This is a genomic window from Micromonospora avicenniae (assembly GCF_900156065.1).
Lineage (GTDB): Bacteria > Actinomycetota > Actinomycetes > Mycobacteriales > Micromonosporaceae > Micromonospora > Micromonospora avicenniae.
In genome coordinates this window covers 87,904-108,524 of the sequence record NZ_FTNF01000014.1, presented here as the reverse complement: position 1 = coordinate 108,524, position 20,621 = coordinate 87,904, and the positions used below count along the sequence as shown (strand labels likewise).

Below are 20,621 nucleotides of genomic sequence, written 5' to 3'. Positions count from 1 at the left end.
CGCACGCCCTAGCTTCGGGCCGCCTCCGCGACCTTGCCGAGCAGCAGCGCCTCGGCGAGGCAGACCCGGGCGAACTCGCCCAGGTGCAGGCTCTCGTTCGGCCCGTGCGCCCGGGCGTGCGGGTCCTCCACACCGGTCACCAGGATCGCGGCCTGAGGGAACATCTCCTGGAACGTGGCGATGAACGGGATCGAGCCGCCCACACCGATGTCGACCGGGTCGGTACCGTCCCAGGCTTCGCGGAAGGCCGACCGAGCGGCATCGAACATCGGCCCGGTCGCGTCGATCACGCACGGGTCCCCGTCGTGTTCGAAGGTGACCGTCACCTGGGCGCCCCAGGGCGCGTGCTTCTCCAGGTGGGTGCGGACCGCCTCGTACGCCCGCTTCCGGTCGTCGCCGGGCGCGAGCCGGACGCTGAGCTTGGCCTTCGCGGACGGCACCAACGCGTTCGGCGCCTCCCCGGTGGCCGGCGCGTCGATGCCGAGCACGGACAGGGCCGGCTTGGTCCAGAGCCGGTCGGTGAGCCGGCCGGTGCCGATGAACTCCACGCCCTCGACGACGCCGGCCTCGGCGCGGATCCGGTCCTCCGGGTAGTCGACCGTCGCGCCCTCGTGGCCGACCAGCCCCTCGACGGCGACGTCACCGGCGTCGGTGTGCAGCGTGGCGAGCAGCCGCACCAGGGTGGTCAGCGCGTCCGGGACCGGTCCGCCGAACATGCCGCTGTGCACGGCCTGCCCCAGCGTCCGCACCTCGACGAAGCAGTTCACGATGCCGCGCAGCGAGGTGGTCAGCGCCGGTACGCCGACGTCCCAGTTGCCGGAGTCGGCGATCACGATGACGTCCGAGGCGATCTCGTCGCGGTGCTCCTCGAGCAGCCGCTCCAGCGAGTCGGAGCCGTACTCCTCCTCGCCCTCGATGAACAGGACCACGCCGACCGGAAGGCGGTCACCGTACGCGCGCAGCGCCGCCACGTGCGCCATGATGCCGGCCTTGTCGTCCGCCGCGCCCCGGCCGTAGAGCCGGCCGTCCCGCTCGACCGGCTCGAACGGGTCCGACTCCCACAGTGAGAGGTCGCCGACCGGCTGCACGTCGTGGTGCGCGTAGAGGAGCACAGTCGGCGCGCCGGGCGGGGCCGCCTTCTTCCCGATCACCGCCGGCTGCCCGCCGGAACGTGCGATCTTCACGTCCAGGCCGCAGCCGCGCAGCAGCTCGGCCACCGCCTCGGCGGAGCGCTCCACGTGCGAGTGGTCGAAGCCGTCGAACGCGATGCCGGGGATGCGGACGAGGCGTTCCAGGTCGGCGCGGACGCCGGGCAGCTCCCGCTCGACGGCGGCCCGCACCTCGGACTCGGACATGATCGGTGTGGTCATGACCGGCATCGTATTCCGGCCTTACGGCGGCCTGCCGCCTGGGCCGCGAAGCCGGTGGCCGGCGCCGTCGGCTCGGCCGGGCCGGTGGCCGGCGCCGTCGGCGCGGCCGGGCCGGCCCGGTCAGCCGAGCCGAACGTAGTAGCGGGTGCGATCGTGCGGCAGCCCCGGCGCGCCGTCGACCACCAGGTCGGCGTGCTCGGCCGTACCGTCGGCGGCGAAGTGCGCCGACTCGCCGGCGTGCCAGCGACGCAGCTCGGGCAGGATCTCCGGACCGTCCCGAGCGACCGCACGGGCCAGCCGCAACGGCGCCGGCGCGGTGACGAAGACGGCCAGGGTCAGCTCCGGCCGTGCCGCCGCCCGTGCCGCGCTCACCCCCTCGACGATCAGCACCGGGCCGACCGGCACCGGCACCGCGTCGGGCAGGAAGCTGCGCCGGACCCAGCTGTACCGGTGGTACGCGCCCGCCCTACCGGCGCGCAGCGGCGCCAGCACCCGCGCCTCGAGCCGGGTCCAGAAGGTGAGCTGATCGTCCCAGCCGTCGAGCAGGTCGTCGGTGTGCACCACGGGCGGCCGGGCATCACCGTGCAGTGCGGTGAGGGCGTCCGCGAGGTGCGCCGCGAACCGGCTCTTGCCCGCGCCACTCGGCCCGTCGATCGCCACCATCCGGGTACGCCCCAGTCGCGCCGGACCGGCGAGCACCCGCCGGGCCAGTTCGGCGTACGCCTCGACGACCGCAACCGGCGTCATGCCGGCGTACCCGAGTGCGCGGTCCACCGGCGCGGGTGGGCGGGTCGGATGCGCGGCACCGCGCCAGTATGCGGGGCGGGTTCGGGCTCCCGGTGGGCTCCCGGCGGGCTGACGCGGGTTGGCGTGGGTTGGCGCGTGGGCTGACGCGGGTTGGCGGCCGACCCGCATCAGTTCGGCCGCCAGTCGTCACGCGACGTCACTGTGCGGGCCGCAGCCGGCACCCCTCCTCGCTCCCTTTGCTCTGCACCCCAATACGCACCGAACACGCTTCGTCACTCCGGCTCGAAAACCCCCTCGGCAACCATCCCGCGTTTCAGCAGTTCACGGCGGTGGTGCGTCCGCGGGTGCAGAGCAAAGCATCGGAAGGGGCAAGCACTGCACTCGGCGGCCAGTAACGCTCCGCTACATCGCGGGCAGTAATGGTCCGTGTGCACGCTCCCGGCCGGTCGCGTCCCCGTTCGGAGTACCGGATCGGCGACCACCTGTCACGTCCGGGGGAATCACGTCACCCGCCGGTTGGCGCCGATCTGTTCGCCCGGCGGGGCATCCTGTGGCTGGGCATGATCGGGAGGTGCTCCGTGACGTGATGAGCCCCGGCGTCGAGGCCCTGCTGGAACAGGCCCGCTCCGGGCTGCAACGGTTGACCCCGCACGAGACCGTCGAGGCGGTGCGTGGCGGTGCGCTGCTGATCGACACCCGCACCGAACGCCATCGCCGGGAGCAGGGCGACCTGCCCGGCGCGATAGTCGTCGATCGGACGGTGCTGGAGTGGCGGCTCGACCCGGCGAGCCCCTGGCGCATCCCGGAGGCCACCGGCTACGACCGGGAGATCGTGGTGGTGTGCCGGCACGGCTACAGCTCCAGTCTCGCGGCGGCGAGCTTGCAGGCGCTGGGGCTGCGGCGGGCGACCGACATGATCGGCGGCGTCCAGGGCTGGATCTCCGCCGGCCTGCCCCTCTCCGAGCACCCCGCCGACGTACGCCCCTGACCTGTCTCGCCGCCGCCGCGTCCGCTCCTATCCGGGCGGGGCGCCCGGCGGTATGAACGGGAGGCCCGGGGGCGGGCCGGTCTCGATGAGACGCCAGAGCGCGTCGGTGTCCAGGTGCTCCTCGACGAGGTCGCCGAGCACGTCCAGCGAGCGTTCCCGCGCCGCCGCGAAGGATGTGTCGGCGGCGACCCGGAATCCGTGGCGCCCGGCGAGCCGAGCCGCCTCGGTGAGGAATTGGCGACGGAACCCGTCGGACTCGAAGGCGCCGTGCCAGTGGGTGCCGGTCACCGCGCCGAGCACCATTCCCTCGCCGCTGCCGTCGGCGCAGGTGATCAGCGGGGCGACCGCCGGGTCGGCCGACGACACGTACCCGTGATGGATCTCGTACCCGCGTACCGGCAGGCCGGGCCCCACGGCGCCGACCGACTGCCGGACGGTCTTTCGCTGCTCGAAACCGATCTCCAACGGGAGCACGCCGAGGCCGGGGACGGTGCCCAGTCGGCTCTCCACCGGGTCGTGGATCGACCGGGCCAGCATCTGAAAACCGCCGCAGATGCCGAGCAGCGGCTTTCCGGCTGCGGCGTGGGCCAGCACCGCGTCGGCAAGACCGGTCTCGCGCAGCCAGGCGAGGTCCGCCACTGTCGACTTGGAGCCGGGCAGGACGACCAGGTCGGCGGCGGCCAGTTCGGCCGGCTCCACGGTGAGCCGTACCCGCACGCCGGGCTCGGTGGCGAGGGCCTCGACGTCGGTGGCGTTGCTGATCCGGGGCAGCCGTACCACGGCCACGTCGAGCCATTCGGTGCCGTGCGGGGCGGCCGGTCGACCGAGCACCTGGCCGTACGCGAGCGAGTCCTCGGCGTCCAGCCAGAGGTCGAGCGACCAGGGCAGCACCCCGTACGTCGGGCGGCCGGTGACCCGGTGCAGCATGTCCAGCCCGGGGCGGAGCAGACCGAGGTCGCCCCGGAACTTGTTGATCACAAAGCCGGAGATCAACGCCTGGTCGGCCGGGTCCAGTAGCGCCACCGTGCCGAACATGGAGGCGAACACGCCACCGCGATCGATGTCGCCGACCACGATGGCGGGCCAACCGGTGTGTCGGGCGAGCCCCATGTTCACGTAGTCACCGGCACGCAGGTTGATCTCGGCCGGGCTGCCGGCGCCCTCGCAGATGACCACGTCGTACGCGGCTCGCAACTCGGCGAGGGCCGCGTAGGCGGTCTCCGCCAGCCGGGGCCGCAGCTCGCGGAAGGTGCCCGCGGTGACGGTGTCGACCGCCTCGCCGAGCAGCACCACCTGGCTGGCCAGATCGCTGCCCGGTTTCAGCAGCACCGGATTGAAGCGCAGGTCGGGGGCGAGCCCGCAGGCGGCGGCCTGCATCGCCTGGGCCCGGCCGATCTCACCGCCCCGCCCGTCCGGGCCGACGACCACCGCCGAGTTGTTGGACATGTTCTGCGCCTTGAACGGCGCCACCTTCACGCCCTGCCGGTGCAACCAGCGGCAGATTCCCGCGGTGAGGACACTCTTGCCGGCGTCGGAGGTGGTGCCGGCCACCAGCAGCCCGCCACTCATCGCCGCCACCCGCGCCCGGCCGCCGCCCTGCCGACGATGGCGGCAGGCGAAACACCGGCCCGCCCGTCCCGCACCGGGCCGGACGGTGCGGGACGGGCGCCGACCGGCGCGCCGACGCGCCGCACAGCCCGTGGCAGTGTGCGCAGGACCCGGCGGCCGGCAACGGAGACCAGCCGGCCGGCGGTCAGCGGATAGGCAGCCGCCACTGCGAGAGCGAGCAGCCCCACCGCGCCGGAGATGCGGGCGGTGCGGGCGAGGTGTTGTGCTTCGGGACGTGGACCGTCGCCGAGGAAGGGCCGCACCTCCGACCGACCGAAGTAGACGTTGCGTCCACCGAGTCGTACGCCGAGCGCCCCGGCCATCGCCGCCTCGCACTGGCCGGCGTTGGGGCTGGGGTGGTCGTTGCGGTCCCGCCGCCACACCCGCCACGCCCGCTCGCGGTCGCCGTCCGCGTGCGGGGCGACGGCCACGGTGAGCAGCCCGGTCAGCCGCGCCGGCACCAGGTTGAGCAGGTCGTCGAGCCGGGCGGCGGGCGTGCCGAACCGGGCGTACCGGGGCGAGCGGTGCCCCACCATCGCGTCGAGCGTGTTCGCCGCGCGGTAGCCGAGCAGACCGGGCAGTCCCGCCACCGCGCCCCAGATCAGCGGGGCGACCACCGCGTCGGAGGTGTTCTCGGCGACCGACTCGACGGTTGCGCGCGCCAACTCCGGCTCGTCCAGGCTCGACGGGTCACGACCGCAGAGGTGGCTCAGCCGCTGGCGGGCGGCCGGCAGGTCGCCGTCGCGCAGCGCCCGACCCATCACCTCGGCCTCGTGCCGCAGCGTGCGGCCGCCCAGCACCGTCCAGGTGCCCGCCGCGACGAGGGCCGCCCGAGCGATCGGCCGGTGCCGGGTGGCCGCAGTCGCCGCCACACCGAGCAGCACCGGCGCGCCGACGGCCAGGGCGGTGAACGCGGCCCCCGCGCCCCGGTCCGGGCGGTAGAGGCGCCGCTCCAGCGCGCCGGCCGCGCGGCCGTATCCCGCGACCGGGTGCCAGCGGCGCGGGTCGCCGAGCAGCCTGTCCAGGGCGTACCCCGCCACCAGTCCCGCCGCGTTCGCCAATGGCGCCGCCTGCCGCACGCGTACCACCTCCGGCCGGCCAGCCTAGACGAAGGCCGTTTTCGGACTCGTGCGCGCGGACCCGGGTCACCCGCCGCAGCGCGGCCACCCATGTCTCCCGACCGACCCGGCAACCTCCTGGCGACGGCCCAGCCATGCGGGGTGACGGCGACGAAGCCGTCGCCACCCCGCCCCCCCCCGTTGCGTCGGCTGGGTCACTCACCCACGCAGCCTCGCGTCGACGCGTTGCCGGGTCCTCGCCGGCGTCACGCGGGCTGCGGCACCCGCCCACGGCGGCCGCGGCCCGACGACCGACCGTTCGGCGACGACTCGTCGGGCGCCGGGGCGAGCTCGCCGTCGCCGTCGTCGGATCCGTCGACCAACGGCGCGAGCTCGTCGGGGTCACTCTCGGGGCTCCCCGCACCGTCGGGTATTCCACCGAGGAAGTCCCCGGCTTCCGAGGCGAACGGGGATGTGGTGCCGGCGGAGGGCACGTCCCGGACGGCCTGCGGCGCGACGAAGTCCGGCAGCTCGAAGTCCTCGTCGAGGGGCCGGTCGTCGGGCAGCGCCGGGGCCTGATCGTCCGGCACCGGCTCGGTCGGCTCCCCCTTCACTCGGCTCTCCGCCTCCGCGTCCTCAACGGTGCTGGTGGTGACGCCCGGGCGGTTACGCAGGAACCGGGCCCGACCGCGGGACAGGTCGTGCCCGACGGCCACCGCCTCCAGTTCGTAGAGGGTGCGGTGGTTTCCGGCGTCGTCGGTCCAGTCCCGGGTGTAGAGGCGGCCGCAGACGACCACCGGATCACCGACCATCACCGAGGCGGCCACACCCTCGGCGAGCTTCCGCCAGCAGTTCACCCGGACGCGCAGGCTGTTGCCGTCGACCCAGCGACCGCTGTCCCGGTCGAGGCGGCGGGCCGTCGAGGCGACCTTGAAGTTGGCCACCAGGGTGTTGCTCTGGGTCGTGCGTCGCCATTCCGGCGCTGTCAGCACATTTCCGACGATCGTGACGTAGGTGTCGAACATCGTCCCTCCAGGGATCGGGGCTGCCATCGCGAGTCGACTCGTGCCGAGCCTGCGCCCGGCACGGGCCGCGCGCCACCGCCGCCGGCCGTACCTGTGGACGACGTGCCCGCCTGTGGAAAACACCCTGATCAAGCTCACATTTGCTATGCGAACGGTTCCGAATCGGGTCGGTCTGGGTAAGGAGTTGATCAAGCAACCACCGGCGCGCAGGCCCCCGGCGACGCGCACCGGCGGCAGCGCCCGACGAGAGGACAGCGACCATGACGACGAGCACACCTCGTACCGCCCGCGTACCGGCGCAGGTGCGGCCATGAGCGCCGTGACCAACCCGGCGACGGTCGACCGGTGCCTGCGGGTCGGCGCCGGGTTCTCACAGGGCGACCGGAACTGGATCGTGGAGCAGTTCGCCACCCTGGACGCGCGGCTCGCCGCGTTCCACGCCGACGCCACCGAACTGGAGGTGTCGGTCAAGGACCGCAACGCCCGCGGCCAGAAGGTCACCCTGGAGTGCTGGATCGCCGGCCGCCAGAAGATCGTCACCACCTCGGCCGAGGAGGACCTGCGGGCCGCACTCAACGACGCACGCGACGACCTGCGCCGACGCCTGAACGACGCGAAGACCCGGCAGGAGCCCAGGCACAACAAGCACGTACGCGAGATCGGCCGGCCGGAGGCCGAGGCGGCCGCCGACGCGGAGCGCGCCGACGCGGAGACAGTTTGAGCCGTACGCCAGTGGCCCCCGCCGCCCTCGGTCGGCCGCGGGGGCCACGGCACGGACCCACGACCGGAGGGGCTACCGGGCGGTAGCCTTCCGGCGTACCGTCGGATCGTGGAACCGGACGTGCTGGGCCTGCCCTACGAGCGGCAGACGATCGATCTGGGCACCGACGACGAGGGACCGGTCGTCGCCACCCTGGTCCGGCGGCGCGCCGAACGCCCCACCCGACGCGCCGTGCTCTACGTGCATGGCTTCGTGGACTACTTCTTCCAGACCCACCTGGCCGACTTCTTCGCCGAGCATGGCTGGGACTTCTACGCCCTCGACCTGCGAAAGTACGGCCGCAGCCTGCGCACCCACCAGACCCCGAACTTCTGCCGCGACCTCACGGACTACCACCCGGAGCTGGACGCCGCAGCGAAGATCATCCGCGATGACGACGGGCACGACACGCTGCTCGCCGTCGGCCACTCGACGGGCGGCCTGATCGTCTCGCTCTGGGCGCATGCCCGACGCGACAGCGGGATCGTCGACGGCATCGTCCTCAACAGCCCGTTCTTCGACATCAACGCACCCTGGCTGGTACGGCGCCCCCTCCTGGCCGCCGTCTCCCGGCTGGGCCGCCGCGCGCCGCACCGAGTCCTGCCCTTCGACCTCGGCACCGTGTACGGCGAGAGCATCCACTCCGCCCACCGGGGCGAGTGGAGCTACGACCTGGCGTGGAAGCCGCTGGCCGGGTTCCCGGTCCGGGCCGGCTGGCTGGCCGCGATCCGCAGCGCGCAGCGCGAACTCCGCGCCGGGCTGGACCTCCCCATGCCCGTACTGCTGGCCTGCTCGACCCGGTCCTTCCGGGGCAGGCGGTGGCACGATTCGGCCGGGCTCGCCGACGCCGTCCTGGACGTCGAGCACATGGTTCGGTACGCCCCTCGCCTCGGTCGGCACGTCACCCTGGCCCGCTTCGACGGCGGCCTGCACGATCTCACCCTCAGCGGCCCCGGCGTACGGGAGAAGGTCTTCACCGAGATCGGCCGATGGGCCGAGGCGTTCCTCGGCGCGGGTCCGACGGCCCCCGCCGACGGCGCTGACTCGGGCGCCACCCGTGCGGCCCCGCCCGACGGCACCGACGCGGGTGCCACCCGCACGGCGCAGGCCGGCGGGACCGGCCCGACGGACGCGGCGGGTGCGGACCCCGCGACGGGTGCCCCGGAAAGCCGGCGCCCCGCCGACTCCACGGGTGCCGTCCTGAGCTGACCTGGGCCTGCTCAGGCCTCGCCGGTCGCCGGCAGCATCGCGCGGATCCGGTCGAACGTGGCCACCGGGTGGCTCTCCGTGCCCGGCAGCACCAGACCCAGGCAGTGCAGGGCCATCCCACCGTCGGCGGCCGCGTCGACGCCGAAGACCGGCGCCCCGACGTAGCCGGCCGGCAGACCCGCACCGATCCGCACCTCGTCGCCGACGCGGGACACCCGCTCGATCGCCACCTCCAGCGGCCGGTCGCCGCCCTCCGGCAGACCGTGGGCGAGCACGAAGGCCGAGCCCGGCGTCGCGTCGATCCGGGCGACCACGTCGGCGTCGGCCGCGACGATGTCCACCACCGGTTGCAGGCGGAACGCCCAGCCGGCCGCCGCCGCCACCGCGTGCAGGCCGGCCACCGGCAGGATCGCCACACCGACCTCCGGACGCCGGACCCAACCGGCGACGGACAGCGCCGCCGGGGCCACGCCGACCGGTTCCGTGACGCTCGCCCGCAGGCCCAACTCACCCGCGCCGCCGGCCACCGAGTCGGCCGTCAGCAGGTACTCCCCAGCGGGGTCCTGGAAGAGGAAGGCCGTGCCGGCGCCGTCGGGGTCGAGCCCATCGGCGCGACGGTACGGCAGGATCGCGCGGCCGACGAGCTGGCAGAGCTCGTAGGCGACGTCGTTCTCCATGTCGGGGTCAAGCAGCACGCAGCCGAGGGTACGTCGTGTCCGGCCCCGTATCCGGCAGGCGTCCGGCCACCGATCGGTGTGCGCCGGCTCACGTCCGATACGCGGGCACCCACGACCCGGAAACCCGATGCCGGCCGCCGCCGACGCGTGCGAACCTTGTCGGCGTACGACGCCAGGACGGTACGTCGATCAGCCAGCGCGCGGGCGGTACCCTCTTGGCGCGACGCCACGCGCCCGTAGCTCAGCGGATAGAGCAGGGGACTTCTAATCCCAAGGCCGCAGGTTCGAATCCTGCCGGGCGCACCCTCTCCATCGCAGGTCAGCGGCTTTCACTCCCGTTCGGGGCGATCACCACGGCCTCCGTACAGCCATTCGTACAGCCAAGTCAGCCGAAGAGGTGCTTCGCGGCCTCGTCCACGGCAGCCCGCTCGATCTCGGGCAGGACGTGGGCGTATGGGGGCCGCCCACCTCCACGGTGAGTCCGGGCGAAGCCGAACAGACCTGCCCCGTTCCACGATGTGCGGACTCACGGCGGAGATGGGCTTTCAGGCACCAGGTAGCAGGGCTCTGGCTGGTGCTGCATGATCAGCGCGTGGGACAGCTGCCGGAAGATGTCAGGTCGTGTTACCGGTTCTTCGCGTTCTACCTCGCCAATGGCACGCTGTGCCTAGACCTCCTGGACGGGATTGACTGCCGGCCTGCTCTGATGCAGTTCGGCTCGACGCTGGAACAGGTCATGGCGATCTTCTCCAACGTGCTCGACATCGACGAGCACGACCAGGTGACGAACGCGGGCGATGCCGAGTGGCGCGCCGCGCAGTACATCCGTCGTTACTGCGACCGGGAGTACACAGTCGAGCCGCCATTCGAGGCTTGGGAGCTAGAACTGCCGTGACGAGGGGTGGCTGTACAGCCACCCGTACAGCCACGACCCCCGGCTGACGCCGACGCAACCCGACAACGGCGGACGGGCTGACCAGGTACGCAGCCACCCGACCAGCCTTCCGCGATCTTCTTCTAATCCCAAGGCCGCAGGTTCGAATCCTGCCGGGCGCACTTTCCCCACCGCAGGTCAGCGGCTTTCCACTCCCGGTCGAGATGATCGCTGCGGCCTTCGCGCAGCCATTCGTACAGCCAAGTCAGCCGAAGAGGTACAGCGCTTCAAGGCCGATGAGCGTGCATGTGGTCATGTCAGGACCAGCCGAAGATCACCGGGTGGCGAAGCCGGCCAGGAGAACCTCGACGGCGCGATCGAGCACGGCTGCCGGAACCGGCGTCGCCGCGGTGGTCTGGGCCAGACCGCGGATTAGCAGGTAGAGCTCCTCGACACCGACATCCGGCCGGACGCTACCGGCGGCCTGGGCGCGGCGCAGCGCCGTGTCGACCGCGGACTTGAGCTCGGTCGACACCGCGACGACGGCCGGAGGTGCATCGTCGCCCAAGATCGAGGCCAGCGTGAGCTTGCTGGCGCCTCTCGCGATCATCTCGTGGACCAGCGTGGACAGTGCCGCAGATGGGTCGGGTGCGGTGGCCGCGGCCCGGGCTCGGCCGAGCAGGCCGGTGAAGTGCCGCACCAGCGCGGCCTCGACCAGTGCCTCCTTCGTCGGGAAGTGCCGGAACACGGTGGCGATGCCGACGCCGGCCAGCCGCGCTACCTCTTCGGTCGAGCCGGTTTCACCGCGCGTGCCGAAGACCTGCTCGGCGGCGGCGAGGATGCGCTCCCGGTTCTCCCGTGCATCCTGGCGCATGGGAGCACTTTAACCGAAGTCTCGACTTCGCTATCGTAAACGAAGTCCAGACTTCGCTAAGAGGGAGAGACCATGCGCACGCCCGAAGAAACCGTCCGCACCGTGGCCGCCGGGGTCTGTCGCCTCATGCGCGGCGGCCTCACCGCGGCCGAGGAGGCGGCCCAGTTCGACGAACTGGCCGCCTGCTACGCCGAGCACACCGACGTGCGGCACCCGCTGAACCCCCTCGGCGACACAGCGCTGCGTAGCCGAGCTGCGGTGCGCGAACACTTTTCCGCCGGCCCTGGCCGCCCCACTGGGGTCCAGCGCTATGACATCGTCGACGACCACGTGTACACGACGGCCGATCCCGAGGTCGTGATCTTCGAGTTCCGGTACGCCGGCGTGATCGACGGCCGCACCTTTACGATGCCGTGCATCTTCGTGGTGCGGGTCCGCGACGGCGAGATCGTCGAGTCCCGCGACTACGTCGACCACGTGGCCGGTGCCCGCGCATTCGGCCGCTTGCCCGCCCTGGCCGCTGCACTGACAACCGGAGACTCGTCGGACCGGCCGGGCCCGGCGCGGTCGTGAGGATCAGCGGCCCAGCGGAATCCGGCTCAGGCGTCCTCGGGTCGCTTGCGAGAAAGTAGCTCGGCAGCGGGTCTACAGGCCCCGACGCGCCGACTTCCCGGACCAGCAACCGACGTCGCGCGCCAGCCATAATGCGGCAACATGAACGCCCCGCTGATCATCAAATACCCACCCGCAGAAAGCACGTGGGTGCTGCATCCACCAGAAGATCCGTGGGGTGACGGCTACGTCGCCGTCATGCAGGTAGAACTGCATGACCAAGGGCTCACAGCCCGGCGCGGAATTGAGCTTGCATGGCCTTCTCATGCCTAAGAGCCGGACCTCGTGGACTTCTTCCAGCTGCTAGCCGACGACTGGCGCGGCTGGGGCGGCGAACGAAGTTGGCGATCATTGGACGCCACCATGCGGATCACCGCCCGGCACGACGGCAAAGGACACGTCGCACTAGGCGGCACGCTTCACCGGGACTCCTACTCACCTGGCGGGTGGCTCGCCCGAGTCTTCATCACCGTTGAGGCGGGGGAAGAGATGACGTCGCTCGTTGCCGACCTTCGTGCCCACTTCGAGGGACTGGCGAGGTGACCCCGTACAGCCAAGCCTGCCAGCCAACGCCGACGCCAGGGGGCTGACGGCCCGAGCAGGCCAAAAACTCCCTATGCCCGCACCCCGCCCGGAAGCTCGCTCCCGCTCGGAGATCCGCGAAGCTCACGCGGCGGTCCCGGCGACGTGGTCGACGAAACCGAGTCGCCGGTTCATGGCTATCGCGGACGCGTTACGCGGGTGATGGATCGTCGCGAGCCACCGGTAGCCGGACGATCGCACGAAGCGGATCGCCAGCAACTTCATCGCGAGCGACAGGCCCTGCCCCCGGTACGGCGCGAGGACGCCGGTCATCTCGCTGAATGCGTACCCCTTGTCCGGGTGCAGCGAGGTGCTCGACATCCCGATCCAGTCGTCGCCCCGGAGGGCGAGGATGACGCCGCCGGGGTCGAACGCCGGCACGTCGACGCGTTGGGTGAGGTACTCCTCGTACGTGTAGAACTCTCCCCGGTCGGGGATGTCGGCCGAGCACGTCTTGTTCAGCTCGTAGAGCGCCCACCTGTGCTGGGGAGTGTCCCCGAGTTCGGCCATGGTCGTGAGGTCGATGCCGGACTCGCGCGCCCTGCGGAGGTACGGCTCGAACGCCTCGTCGTCGAAGCCGTCGATGTCCAACTGAAGGCGAACCCATTCCGGCATGGACGGACCGTACCCGGGAGGCTGTTGGTGCAGCCGAGCTGCCCGTCGACGCGGCTCCCGGCCGCCTGCCTCGTCCGCCCCAACTGTGACCATCGACATAGTTCGTACCAGCCGGTAGGTAGCATGATCGTTTGGCCGGGCTGAACGAAAGGACCAGGCGCGGTGCGGACGGGGCCGCTCCCTCCCCTGAGATCCGAAGGAGTGCACCATGCCCACCGCCGAGCCCGTACCCGCCCCTGAGCACGTCGCAGTCATCGGTGCGGGGATGGTCGGGCTGGCCACCGCCTGGTTCCTTCAGGAGCGCGGAGTACAGGTCACCGTGCTCGACCGCACCGGCGTCGCGGCGGGCGCGTCGTGGGGCAACGCCGGGTGGCTCACCCCCGGCATCACCACTCCCCTGCCGGAGCCGGCGGTGCTCCGGTACGGGCTGCGCGCCCTGCTCAGCCCGTCGTCGCCGGTGTACGTGCCGCCGCGCGCGGATCCCCGGCTGCTGCGGTTCCTGACGGGCTTCGCGCTGCACAGCACGCAGGCGAAGTGGCAGGCCGCGATGGCGGCCTACATCCCGATGAATCGGCGCGCGTTCGAGGCGTACGACGCGTTGGCGGCCGGCGGGGTCGGGGCGGTGGCGCACGAGGCGAAGTCGTTCATGGCGGCGTACCGGACCGAGGCCGAACGCTCGGTCCTCCTCGACGAGCTGGGGCACATCCACTCCGCCGGCCAGGAGATCGAGTTCGACGTGCTGACCGGCGCCGAGGCTCGGGAGGTGGAGCCCTCACTGTCGGACGCCGTCGGCGCCGCCATCCGCCTGCACGGTCAACGGTTCGTCAACCCGGGGCAGTACGTGCACGCGCTCGCCGAGGCCGTTCGCGCCCGCGGCGCGTCGATCGTGACCGGCGCCGACGTGGTGGACGTACGCGACGAGGGGGCCGGGGTGCGGGTGGTGACCGCCGCCGGCACGGACGACCGCTACGACGCGGCGGTGCTGGCGACCGGCACCTGGCTCGGCGCCCTGGCGCGGCGCTTCGGCGTACGGACCGTCGTGCAGGCCGGCCGTGGGTACAGCTTCAGCGTCGCCATCGAGCACCTGCCGTCCGGTCCGGTGTACTTCCCTGCGCAGCGCGTCGCGTGCACGCCGCTGGGCGACCGGCTGCGCGTCGCCGGGATGATGGAGTTCCGCAGCGCCGAGGCGCCGCTGGACAAGCGTCGGATCCGGGCGATCACCGAGGCGGCCCGCCCGCTGCTGCGCGGCGCGGACCTGGACGCGCGCGCCGACGAGTGGGTCGGATCCCGACCGTGCACCCCGGACGGACTGCCGCTGATCGGCCGGACCAACTCACCCCGGGTCTTCGCCGCGGGCGGTCACGGCATGTGGGGCATCACCCTCGGCCCGCTCACCGGCGAACTGCTCGCCGAACAGATCACCAGCGGCCGGCAGCCGGTGGAGCTCCGCCCCTTCGACCCGCTGCGCTGACGGAAGCCTGGTCCGGCGGCTACGGGCCGGATCGGCGAGAGCAACTCCTAGCGTCCCCCGGCACGCCGGCGGAGCCGACGCACCAGCAGGAGGACGGCGAGCAGCGACGGTACGGCGAGGGTGGCGTACAACCACGGCGGCGCGGCGAACGGGGAGGGGCGGGGCGCCGGACCGCCGAATGCCGCTCGGGCCAGCAGGTCACCGGGCACCTCCAGGTCGCTCACACCGCTCGGGGCGGTCACCAGCACCTGCTCCCGGCGGCCCGCGCCGACCGCCGTGAGCACGGTGCGCCGCTGCGCCTCGTCCTCCTCGACCGACTGCCGTTCCACCACCGGCTCCCCGTCGCGCCAGCCGACCAGCTCCACCGCCGAGCCGTTCACCGGGATCGGGTCGCCGACCGGCCGGCCGGTGGCGGCGTCGAGGAACTCGATCCGCCAGGAGCGTCGCAAGGACTCGGCCAGGTCCGCGCATCGGAGCGCGCAGCCGTCGTACGTCAGCAGGGCGATCCGCCGGCCGTCGGGGGTCCAGGCGGCCCGGCCGGCCAGTCCTCGCCGCTCGCCCAACTCGACCTGCCAGCGCACCACACCGCCCGGGTCGGTCACCACGAGCCGTTCCCGCTGGGCGACCTCGGCGGCCGGATCCACCCAGCCGGTGACGGCGATCAGCGAGCCGTCCGGGGACCAGGCGGCCCTGCTGTGGCTGGCGAAGGTGCCGATCGGCAGCACCCGTTCGGTGCCGCTCCACGGGTCGAGGATCAGCAGGTCGTCCGGCTTCGACGGATCGTTGACCGGCTGATTGTCCGGACCGTACGTGATCACGTCGTCGTCGTTCGCCCTGGTGGCGACTACCGACTTCCCGTCCGGCGACCAGGCGAGCGGATCCAGCCTCGGCCGGTGCGTACGCCGATCGTCTCCGCTGCGTAGGTCGATCATGCTTCCCTGGCCGGGACGCAGGTACCACCGGCCGTCCGGGGAGAGCAGTCCGTGCCCCTCGCCCACGCTGATCGGCAGCAGCCGGTAGCCGCCGTCCCGGCCGACCACGACCCCGGTGGACTCGAAGTAGCGGGTCTGGGCGGTGAAGAAGAGCACCGAGGCGGGTCCGACCGGATGCTGGCCGACTGTCGCCTGCCAGAGCCACGGGTCGCGCACCTGGGTGGGAACGACTTCGGCAGGCGGATCAGCGCGTCGCGCGGCGAGCCAGCCGGGCGCGTTCACGGCGATGAAGCCGAGGGCCGCCACGGCGACGAGGACGGCGACCTTCGGTACGCGGCCGATCGACACGACTCCATTCAACCCCACCGAGCCCGCGGCGATCATCCCACCCTGAACGCGCCACTGTATCGATCCGACCCGTACCCTCGTCGTCGTGAAAAGGCGTGTTCTGGTGCTGGTGGCGGCGCTGGGCGCTCCGGTGGCGCTGCTGCCGGCCGGCGCGGTCACGGCCGGCTACCTCGCGGTGCACAGGGACTCGACTCGTCAATCGACCTGCCAGGAGTCGCTGCCGATCGAGGAGGCGAAGGTACGCACCGTCCGGTGGGACCCGCCGGAGGAACTGCCGGACCTCGGCGACTACCCCAGGATCCGCTGGCAGGTCCGCGCGAAGGGAAACCCGTGCTCCCGAGCGCCCGGTCCGGCGGACTGGGCGTACCAGGGTGTGGTCGAGCTTCGCCCGGAGGACGCGCGGGCGTTGGCGAAACGGTACGGGTTCGTGGCGTACGACCCCGTCGGCTCCGAGGAGTACGCGAGCGGCCGGACCCCCGAGGACGTGTGGCCGGCCCTGGCACCGTTCCTGCCGTCCGAACCGCGATGGCTGACCAGCAGGGTCTACGACGAGTTGGACACGTCCACCCGATGGCGGATCGTGTACCTCGACGTCGCGCATGCGACGGTCCTGTTCATGCTCGACGACCACTGATCAGCGGGCCGAAGGCAGCGGAGCAGGGCGACCGGCCGGAAGATCACCCGCGCGGCAGCCGGTAGACGGACACATGGGACCGCGAGTCGGCGGTGAACTCGGCACCGGTCCAGTCCGCGTGCCGGCTCTCCAGCTCGAACCCGGCCAGCTGCCCCATGAGGTCCAGCTCGGAGGGCCAGATGTAGCGGTGCGGGCTGCGGCCCAGCTGGGCCTGCCGGCTCTCGTCGAAGCGGAAGTGGTGCGACACGACGTACTGATTGAGCACGTCGTACGTGTCCAGCCCGATGTAGCCGGGCTCGGAGTTCCAGACCACCGCCTGCTGGCCCGGCGGGAGCTTGCGCAGCTCCGGCACCCAGAGCTCGATCACGAAGCACCCACCGGGTGCGAGGTGCCGGGCGGCGTTGCGGAAGCACTGGACCTGCTCGGCCTGGCTGAGCAGGTTCGAGATCGTGTTGAAGACGAGGTAGACGAGGTGGTATTCGCCGGGAACGACAGTGGTGGCCATGTCGCCGACGGTCACCGGGATCGTCGCCTCGTCCACCTTGGCGCGGAGCCGGTCGATCATCGGGCGGGAGAGTTCGACGCCGGTGACGGGTACCCCCCGCTGCGCGAGCGGGATGGCCACGCGGCCGGTGCCGATGGCGAACTCGAGGGCCCGCCCGCCGGCGGCCAGCTCAGCGAGACGGTCCACTGTGGGCCCGAGCACCTCCGGTGCGAACATTCCCGTGCCCGGAGTGTCGTACCGTTCGGCGGTCTCGGCATCCCAGATCTCTGCCTGCAGCATGCCGACCACCCTGCCCTCGGCGGAGAAACGGCTCAATGCATTTTCGGCCGCGGTGGAACGGGTTCGGCGCCGGTGCGATCTGCGGGGTGCCCGGTCGGCAGCGCGCCGTCGTCGGCGCCCACCTGTTGACACGCTGTAACCGGTTCCGGTGCGGCGCGAACCGCTGACCAGCTTCGAAAAGCAGGAGTCACGCTGTCGCACACCGTGTGTGACGACACGCAACACCCTCATGTTATTCTTGCTCGTCGATCTATGCCGCAAGACCCCGGACCGGGTCGTCGCCGGAAGGACCCTCCCCCGATGCCGGCCGTTCCCGTTCGGACCGTGCCACCCGCCGTGCTGGACAGCCCGGCCGGCAGCGCGCTGAGCCTCACCTTCGCCACCCTGCCGGCTCTGCTGCGGCTGACCTGCGGGATCGTCGGCGCGGTCGTGGCCGTCTCCGTTCGTACGCCGCCGGTGCAGGCCGTTCCGCTGGTCTCCGCCGTCGTGGTGCTGACCGCCTGGTCGATCTGGTACGCGGTACGCGCCCTGCGCGGCGGCGTCACCCCGGCCATGGTCGCCGGGGACGTGACGCTCACCCTGGGCGCCTGCCTGCTCATTCCCTGGCTGGTGGCCCCCGAGGTGCTGCCCGGCGAAGGAAGCTGGATCGCCGTCCTCGCCAGCACCACGGTGATCAACACGCAGGTCACCGCACCGGCACGCTGGTCGATCCCGGCCGGCCTGCTGGTCGCGGCGGGGTACGCGACGGGCGCGCACACGGCGGGCAACCCACGGGAGGCCACGGCACACACCGCGACCCTGCTGGTCCAGGTCGGCTGTGCGGCGATGATGAGCGCGGTGATGGGTCGCCGGATCTCCCGCGCCGACCGGGCCTTCGCCACACGCCAACGGCTGGTCCGGGAGGTGCTGGTAGCCCGTACCGCACGGGAGTCGGAACGCCGGCAGAATCGCGACCTGCACGACACCGTGCTCGGCACGCTCACCATGGTCGGCCTCGGCGCGGTCACCGGCCCGTCGGCGGAGCTACGCCGACGGTGCGCCGCCGACCTGCGTACACTCGCCGCCCGCGCCGACACCCGGGCGGTCCCCGCCGACGGTCCGGTGTCGCTCGACGACCGGTTGCGGACGGTACGCGACCGGTTGCCGGCGCTGCCGGTGACGGTCGAACTGGCACCGTGCACGGCACCCGCGGCGGTGGCGGACGCGGTCGCGGGAAGCGTCTACGCCGCGCTGTCCAATGTGGTCCGGCATGCGCCGGGATCGACGGCCGAGCTACGCCTGCGCCAGGCTGCCGGCGGCGTCGTGGTCGAGGTGGCCGACGACGGTCCGGGCTTCGACCCGGCCGCCGTCCCATCGCACCGGTACGGGCTGCGCGAGTCGGTCCGGGGGCGCATGGCCTCGATCGGCGGCAGTGCCCGCATCGACACCGCCCCTGGTGCGGGCACCCGGGTCCGCCTGGAGTGGCCCGGTGTCGGCTGAACTCCACACCGCCGCCGGGCGGGGGCACGCCCCGGCGACGGCGCCCGCCGTCCCGCCGCCACCCGCCCCGGGCCCGAGCAGGGCCGGCGAGGTGCCGCCCCCGACGGCGGTGGGTCAGGTCGCGGCCGCGGTCGGACAGGCCTCGGACCGCGGCGCCCGGGTCGCGGCGACCGCCATCGCACTGGCCTGGCACTCCGCGATCGGGCTGCCCGCGGTGCTGGCCAACCGATCGGAGCTGAGCAACTCCGGTGTGGTGCTCGCCGCCTGGGCGCTGGTGGCCGTGATCGGGATCCTGGCCGGTGCCCGGCTGCTGCGGAACGCCCCGCTGCCGGCGTGGCCACTCGCCGGGCTGCTGCTCGCGGTCGACGCGATGGTCTTCGCCGCCGCCGGCGAGCGGCAGCTCTTCACCACCGCCAACTGGGTGTGGGGGACGCTCGGCTGGTTCTTCGTGCTGGCGCTCTGGGGTCGGCGGGTGGTGGGCCTGATCGCCCTGCTCGCCGCGCATTCGCTCATCGCCCTCGCGGCGGTCGTCGGATACGGCGCGACCGCCCCGGCCGACCTGGCCCGATTCGTGATGTACGTCTACGGCACGTCATCGCTACCGATCGCGGCGTTCGCGGGCAGCGCGGTGATCGCCGCACTGGCCGGGGAGCGAGCAGCCATCGCCGCGGCCACCCACGCCATGGCGGCCGAGCGGGACGCCGCCGAGCGGGCCCGGCGGGACCGACGGGAGCGGCTGGCCCTGGTCGGCGGTGCCGCCGGGGCGGTGCTCGCGGAACTGGCCGACGGCCGTGCCGATCCGGCCGACCCTCTCGTGCAGCGCCGGGCGGCGCTGGCCGCGGCCCGGCTACGGCGGCTGATCGCCGAGTCGGACGATGTACCCGATCCGCTGCTGCACGAGCTGCGTGCCGCCGCGGACCTGGCCGAACGCAACGGACTGCCGATCGACCTCGTGATCATCGGTACGCCGCCGCCGCTGCCGGTACAGGTCCGCCGGCGACTCGCGGACCCGCTCACGACCACCCTCGCGGACGCGCGGGAGTGGGCCCGGCTGACGGTCGTCTCGGGCCCGGACGAGGTGGTGGTCAGCCTCGTCACCCCGGACCGGGACGGTCCCGACACGACCGGCCCGCCGGGCGACTGGGCGGACGATTCGCACGGCGGTCGAGTTGACCGGCTCTACGAGCGGGACGGGGAGATCAGATGGATGCAGACCCGGTGGCGGCGATGAGCGGCGAACGACCGATCGGGGTGGCCATCGTGGATGACCACCCGGTGGTCGTCGACGGGGTGCGCGCCTGGCTGGCCACCGAGCCGCGGCTGACCGTACTGGCCACTGGGGACGACCCTGACGAGGTGCTGCGGACCGCTCCGGAGGCCGACGTCGTCCTGCTCGACCTGCGCCTGCACGGCCGGATGGCGCTGGGCAAGCTGGCCGAGCTGAGCGCCGCCGGGCGGCGGGTGGTGGTCTACTCGGAACACACCGACCCGGAGACGATGCTCGCGGCACTCGATGCGGGTGCCGTGGCCTTCCTCGCGAAGCACGAGGGGCGGGAGCACTGCGTGGCCACGGTACTCGCCGCGGCGAGCGATCGCCCGTACGTGCCGCCGGCGCTGGCCGGGGCAATGGTCGGTGATCCGCGGCCGGATCGCCCGGTTCTCTCCGACAAGGAGCGCGAGGCGCTGCTGCTCTGGTTCCAGTCGATGTCGAAGGCATCGGTGGCCCGCCGGATGAGGATCAGCGAGCACACCGTCAAGCAGTACGTCGACCGGGCGCGGATCAAATACACCCGGGCGGGTCGGCCGGCCGCCACGAAGGCGGCGCTGCTCGCCCGCGCGATCGAGGACGGCCTCGTCCGGCCGGAGGAGATCGGCATCTACCGGTCGCAGGCGAGGTACGACCGGCCGACCCCCTAACGGGTGTCATGACATGCGGGCGGGGATCCCGCCAGGCTCGATGGCAGGGTGAGCTCT

At 72.5% G+C, this 20,621-nt stretch carries 19 protein-coding genes, 1 tRNA gene and 2 pseudogenes; 12 read left to right on the top strand and 10 right to left on the bottom strand.

Features of this window, described 5'->3' with window-relative positions:
* Positions 1-8: 8 nt before the first annotated feature.
* Positions 9-1,355 (bottom strand): dipeptidase, encoded by a 1,347-nt coding sequence (locus tag BXA10_RS21175; RefSeq protein ID WP_217696820.1) that lies wholly within the window; start codon positions 1,353-1,355, stop codon positions 9-11.
* Positions 1,348-2,285 (bottom strand): annotated as a pseudogene (locus tag BXA10_RS21170) (uridine kinase family protein); the annotation flags it as partial. The pseudogene BXA10_RS21170 and the gene BXA10_RS21175, both read right to left, overlap by 8 nt.
* Positions 2,286-2,703: 418 nt before the next feature.
* Between BXA10_RS21170 and BXA10_RS21165 the strand changes: the two are divergent.
* Entirely contained in the window at positions 2,704-3,105 is a 402-nt protein-coding gene (locus tag BXA10_RS21165) for a rhodanese-like domain-containing protein (protein ID WP_076472604.1), read from the top strand.
* Positions 3,106-3,132: 27 nt separating this feature from the next.
* Here the strand turns inward: BXA10_RS21165 and BXA10_RS21160 are convergent, their stop codons facing one another.
* The 3 genes and pseudogenes from BXA10_RS21160 to BXA10_RS21150 all read right to left on the bottom strand — a co-directional run bounded on the left by BXA10_RS21160 (position 3,133) and on the right by BXA10_RS21150 (position 6,796).
* Positions 3,133-4,674: a cobyric acid synthase gene (locus BXA10_RS21160; protein WP_076472603.1), complete on the bottom strand. Its 1,542-nt coding sequence runs from the start codon at positions 4,672-4,674 to the stop codon at positions 3,133-3,135.
* A 143-nt stretch (positions 4,675-4,817) separates the two neighbouring features.
* Positions 4,818-5,792: pseudogene (locus BXA10_RS21155) on the bottom strand (cobalamin biosynthesis protein); the annotation flags it as partial.
* Positions 5,793-6,037: 245 nt separating this feature from the next.
* The gene (locus BXA10_RS21150; RefSeq protein ID WP_076472500.1) at positions 6,038-6,796 is read right to left on the bottom strand and encodes a single-stranded DNA-binding protein; all 759 of its coding nucleotides are present in this window, start codon (positions 6,794-6,796) and stop codon (positions 6,038-6,040) included.
* A gap of 310 nt (positions 6,797-7,106) precedes the next feature.
* Between BXA10_RS21150 and BXA10_RS21145 the strand changes: the two genes are divergently transcribed.
* Positions 7,107-7,517 carry an HPF/RaiA family ribosome-associated protein gene (locus BXA10_RS21145; RefSeq protein WP_076472602.1) on the top strand — a complete coding sequence of 137 codons (411 nt, stop codon included), beginning with the start codon at positions 7,107-7,109 and terminating at the stop codon, positions 7,515-7,517.
* A 108-nt stretch (positions 7,518-7,625) separates the two neighbouring features.
* Positions 7,626-8,765, top strand: coding sequence for an alpha/beta hydrolase (locus BXA10_RS21140; protein ID WP_175649265.1), 1,140 nt, complete (start codon positions 7,626-7,628; stop codon positions 8,763-8,765).
* An 11-nt stretch (positions 8,766-8,776) separates the two neighbouring features.
* Here the strand turns inward: BXA10_RS21140 and BXA10_RS21135 are convergent, their stop codons facing one another.
* Positions 8,777-9,460 (bottom strand): hypothetical protein, encoded by a 684-nt coding sequence (locus tag BXA10_RS21135; RefSeq protein ID WP_076472498.1) that lies wholly within the window; start codon positions 9,458-9,460, stop codon positions 8,777-8,779.
* 212 nt (positions 9,461-9,672) lie between these two features.
* On the opposite strand from BXA10_RS21135, the gene BXA10_RS21130 reads away from it, so the two are divergent.
* Positions 9,673-9,745: transfer RNA gene (locus BXA10_RS21130), tRNA-Arg, on the top strand.
* A 289-nt stretch (positions 9,746-10,034) separates the two neighbouring features.
* A complete protein-coding gene (locus BXA10_RS21125; RefSeq protein WP_084753074.1) occupies positions 10,035-10,337 on the top strand; it encodes a DUF7677 family protein in 303 nt (100 codons plus the stop codon).
* Between the two features lie 313 nt (positions 10,338-10,650).
* Here BXA10_RS21125 and BXA10_RS21120 read toward each other — a convergent pair whose 3' ends face one another.
* A complete protein-coding gene (locus BXA10_RS21120) occupies positions 10,651-11,190 on the bottom strand; it encodes a TetR/AcrR family transcriptional regulator (RefSeq protein ID WP_076472495.1) in 540 nt (179 codons plus the stop codon).
* Positions 11,191-11,262: 72 nt separating this feature from the next.
* Between BXA10_RS21120 and BXA10_RS21115 the strand changes: the two genes are divergently transcribed.
* A complete protein-coding gene (locus BXA10_RS21115; RefSeq protein WP_076472494.1) occupies positions 11,263-11,763 on the top strand; it encodes a nuclear transport factor 2 family protein in 501 nt (166 codons plus the stop codon).
* 324 nt (positions 11,764-12,087) lie between these two features.
* Positions 12,088-12,345, top strand: coding sequence for a DUF6228 family protein (locus BXA10_RS21110; protein WP_076472492.1), 258 nt, complete (start codon positions 12,088-12,090; stop codon positions 12,343-12,345).
* A 123-nt stretch (positions 12,346-12,468) separates the two neighbouring features.
* Here BXA10_RS21110 and BXA10_RS31590 read toward each other — a convergent pair whose 3' ends face one another.
* Entirely contained in the window at positions 12,469-12,999 is a 531-nt protein-coding gene (locus BXA10_RS31590; protein WP_175649264.1) for a GNAT family N-acetyltransferase, read from the bottom strand.
* 208 nt (positions 13,000-13,207) lie between these two features.
* Here BXA10_RS31590 and BXA10_RS21100 point away from each other — a divergent pair, with 208 nt between their 5' ends.
* The gene (locus BXA10_RS21100; protein ID WP_076472489.1) at positions 13,208-14,470 is read left to right on the top strand and encodes an NAD(P)/FAD-dependent oxidoreductase; all 1,263 of its coding nucleotides are present in this window, start codon (positions 13,208-13,210) and stop codon (positions 14,468-14,470) included.
* A 47-nt stretch (positions 14,471-14,517) separates the two neighbouring features.
* Here BXA10_RS21100 and BXA10_RS21095 read toward each other — a convergent pair whose 3' ends face one another.
* Positions 14,518-15,750 (bottom strand): TolB family protein, encoded by a 1,233-nt coding sequence (locus BXA10_RS21095; protein ID WP_139338071.1) that lies wholly within the window; start codon positions 15,748-15,750, stop codon positions 14,518-14,520.
* An 85-nt stretch (positions 15,751-15,835) separates the two neighbouring features.
* On the opposite strand from BXA10_RS21095, the gene BXA10_RS21090 reads away from it, so the two are divergent.
* A complete protein-coding gene (locus BXA10_RS21090) occupies positions 15,836-16,384 on the top strand; it encodes a hypothetical protein (RefSeq protein ID WP_139338070.1) in 549 nt (182 codons plus the stop codon).
* A 43-nt stretch (positions 16,385-16,427) separates the two neighbouring features.
* Here BXA10_RS21090 and BXA10_RS21085 read toward each other — a convergent pair whose 3' ends face one another.
* Positions 16,428-17,168 carry a class I SAM-dependent DNA methyltransferase gene (locus BXA10_RS21085; RefSeq protein ID WP_076472599.1) on the bottom strand — a complete coding sequence of 247 codons (741 nt, stop codon included), beginning with the start codon at positions 17,166-17,168 and terminating at the stop codon, positions 16,428-16,430.
* A gap of 300 nt (positions 17,169-17,468) precedes the next feature.
* On the opposite strand from BXA10_RS21085, the gene BXA10_RS21080 reads away from it, so the two are divergent.
* The 3 genes from BXA10_RS21080 to BXA10_RS21070 all read left to right on the top strand — a co-directional run bounded on the left by BXA10_RS21080 (position 17,469) and on the right by BXA10_RS21070 (position 20,564).
* Positions 17,469-18,647 (top strand): sensor histidine kinase, encoded by a 1,179-nt coding sequence (locus tag BXA10_RS21080; protein ID WP_076472481.1) that lies wholly within the window; start codon positions 17,469-17,471, stop codon positions 18,645-18,647.
* A 91-nt stretch (positions 18,648-18,738) separates the two neighbouring features.
* Entirely contained in the window at positions 18,739-19,878 is a 1,140-nt protein-coding gene (locus tag BXA10_RS21075) for a hypothetical protein (RefSeq protein ID WP_076472598.1), read from the top strand.
* Positions 19,851-20,564: a response regulator transcription factor gene (locus tag BXA10_RS21070; RefSeq protein ID WP_076472478.1), complete on the top strand. Its 714-nt coding sequence runs from the start codon at positions 19,851-19,853 to the stop codon at positions 20,562-20,564. The genes BXA10_RS21075 and BXA10_RS21070 overlap by 28 nt, the downstream gene beginning before the upstream one ends.
* The last annotated feature ends 57 nt before the right edge of the window (positions 20,565-20,621 follow it).

Coding starts and splice junctions, on each gene's coding strand:
- BXA10_RS21175 (WP_217696820.1), bottom strand. CDS start 1,355: ATGTCCGAGTCCGAGGTGCGGGCCGCCGTCGAGCGGGAGCTGCCCGGC.
- BXA10_RS21165 (WP_076472604.1), top strand. CDS start 2,704: ATGAGCCCCGGCGTCGAGGCCCTGCTGGAACAGGCCCGCTCCGGGCTG.
- BXA10_RS21160 (WP_076472603.1), bottom strand. CDS start 4,674: ATGAGTGGCGGGCTGCTGGTGGCCGGCACCACCTCCGACGCCGGCAAG.
- BXA10_RS21150 (WP_076472500.1), bottom strand. CDS start 6,796: ATGTTCGACACCTACGTCACGATCGTCGGAAATGTGCTGACAGCGCCG.
- BXA10_RS21145 (WP_076472602.1), top strand. CDS start 7,107: ATGAGCGCCGTGACCAACCCGGCGACGGTCGACCGGTGCCTGCGGGTC.
- BXA10_RS21120 (WP_076472495.1), bottom strand. CDS start 11,190: ATGCGCCAGGATGCACGGGAGAACCGGGAGCGCATCCTCGCCGCCGCC.
- BXA10_RS21115 (WP_076472494.1), top strand. CDS start 11,263: ATGCGCACGCCCGAAGAAACCGTCCGCACCGTGGCCGCCGGGGTCTGT.
- BXA10_RS31590 (WP_175649264.1), bottom strand. CDS start 12,999: ATGCCGGAATGGGTTCGCCTTCAGTTGGACATCGACGGCTTCGACGAC.
- BXA10_RS21100 (WP_076472489.1), top strand. CDS start 13,208: ATGCCCACCGCCGAGCCCGTACCCGCCCCTGAGCACGTCGCAGTCATC.
- BXA10_RS21085 (WP_076472599.1), bottom strand. CDS start 17,168: ATGCTGCAGGCAGAGATCTGGGATGCCGAGACCGCCGAACGGTACGAC.
- BXA10_RS21080 (WP_076472481.1), top strand. CDS start 17,469: ATGCCGGCCGTTCCCGTTCGGACCGTGCCACCCGCCGTGCTGGACAGC.
- BXA10_RS21070 (WP_076472478.1), top strand. CDS start 19,851: ATGGATGCAGACCCGGTGGCGGCGATGAGCGGCGAACGACCGATCGGG.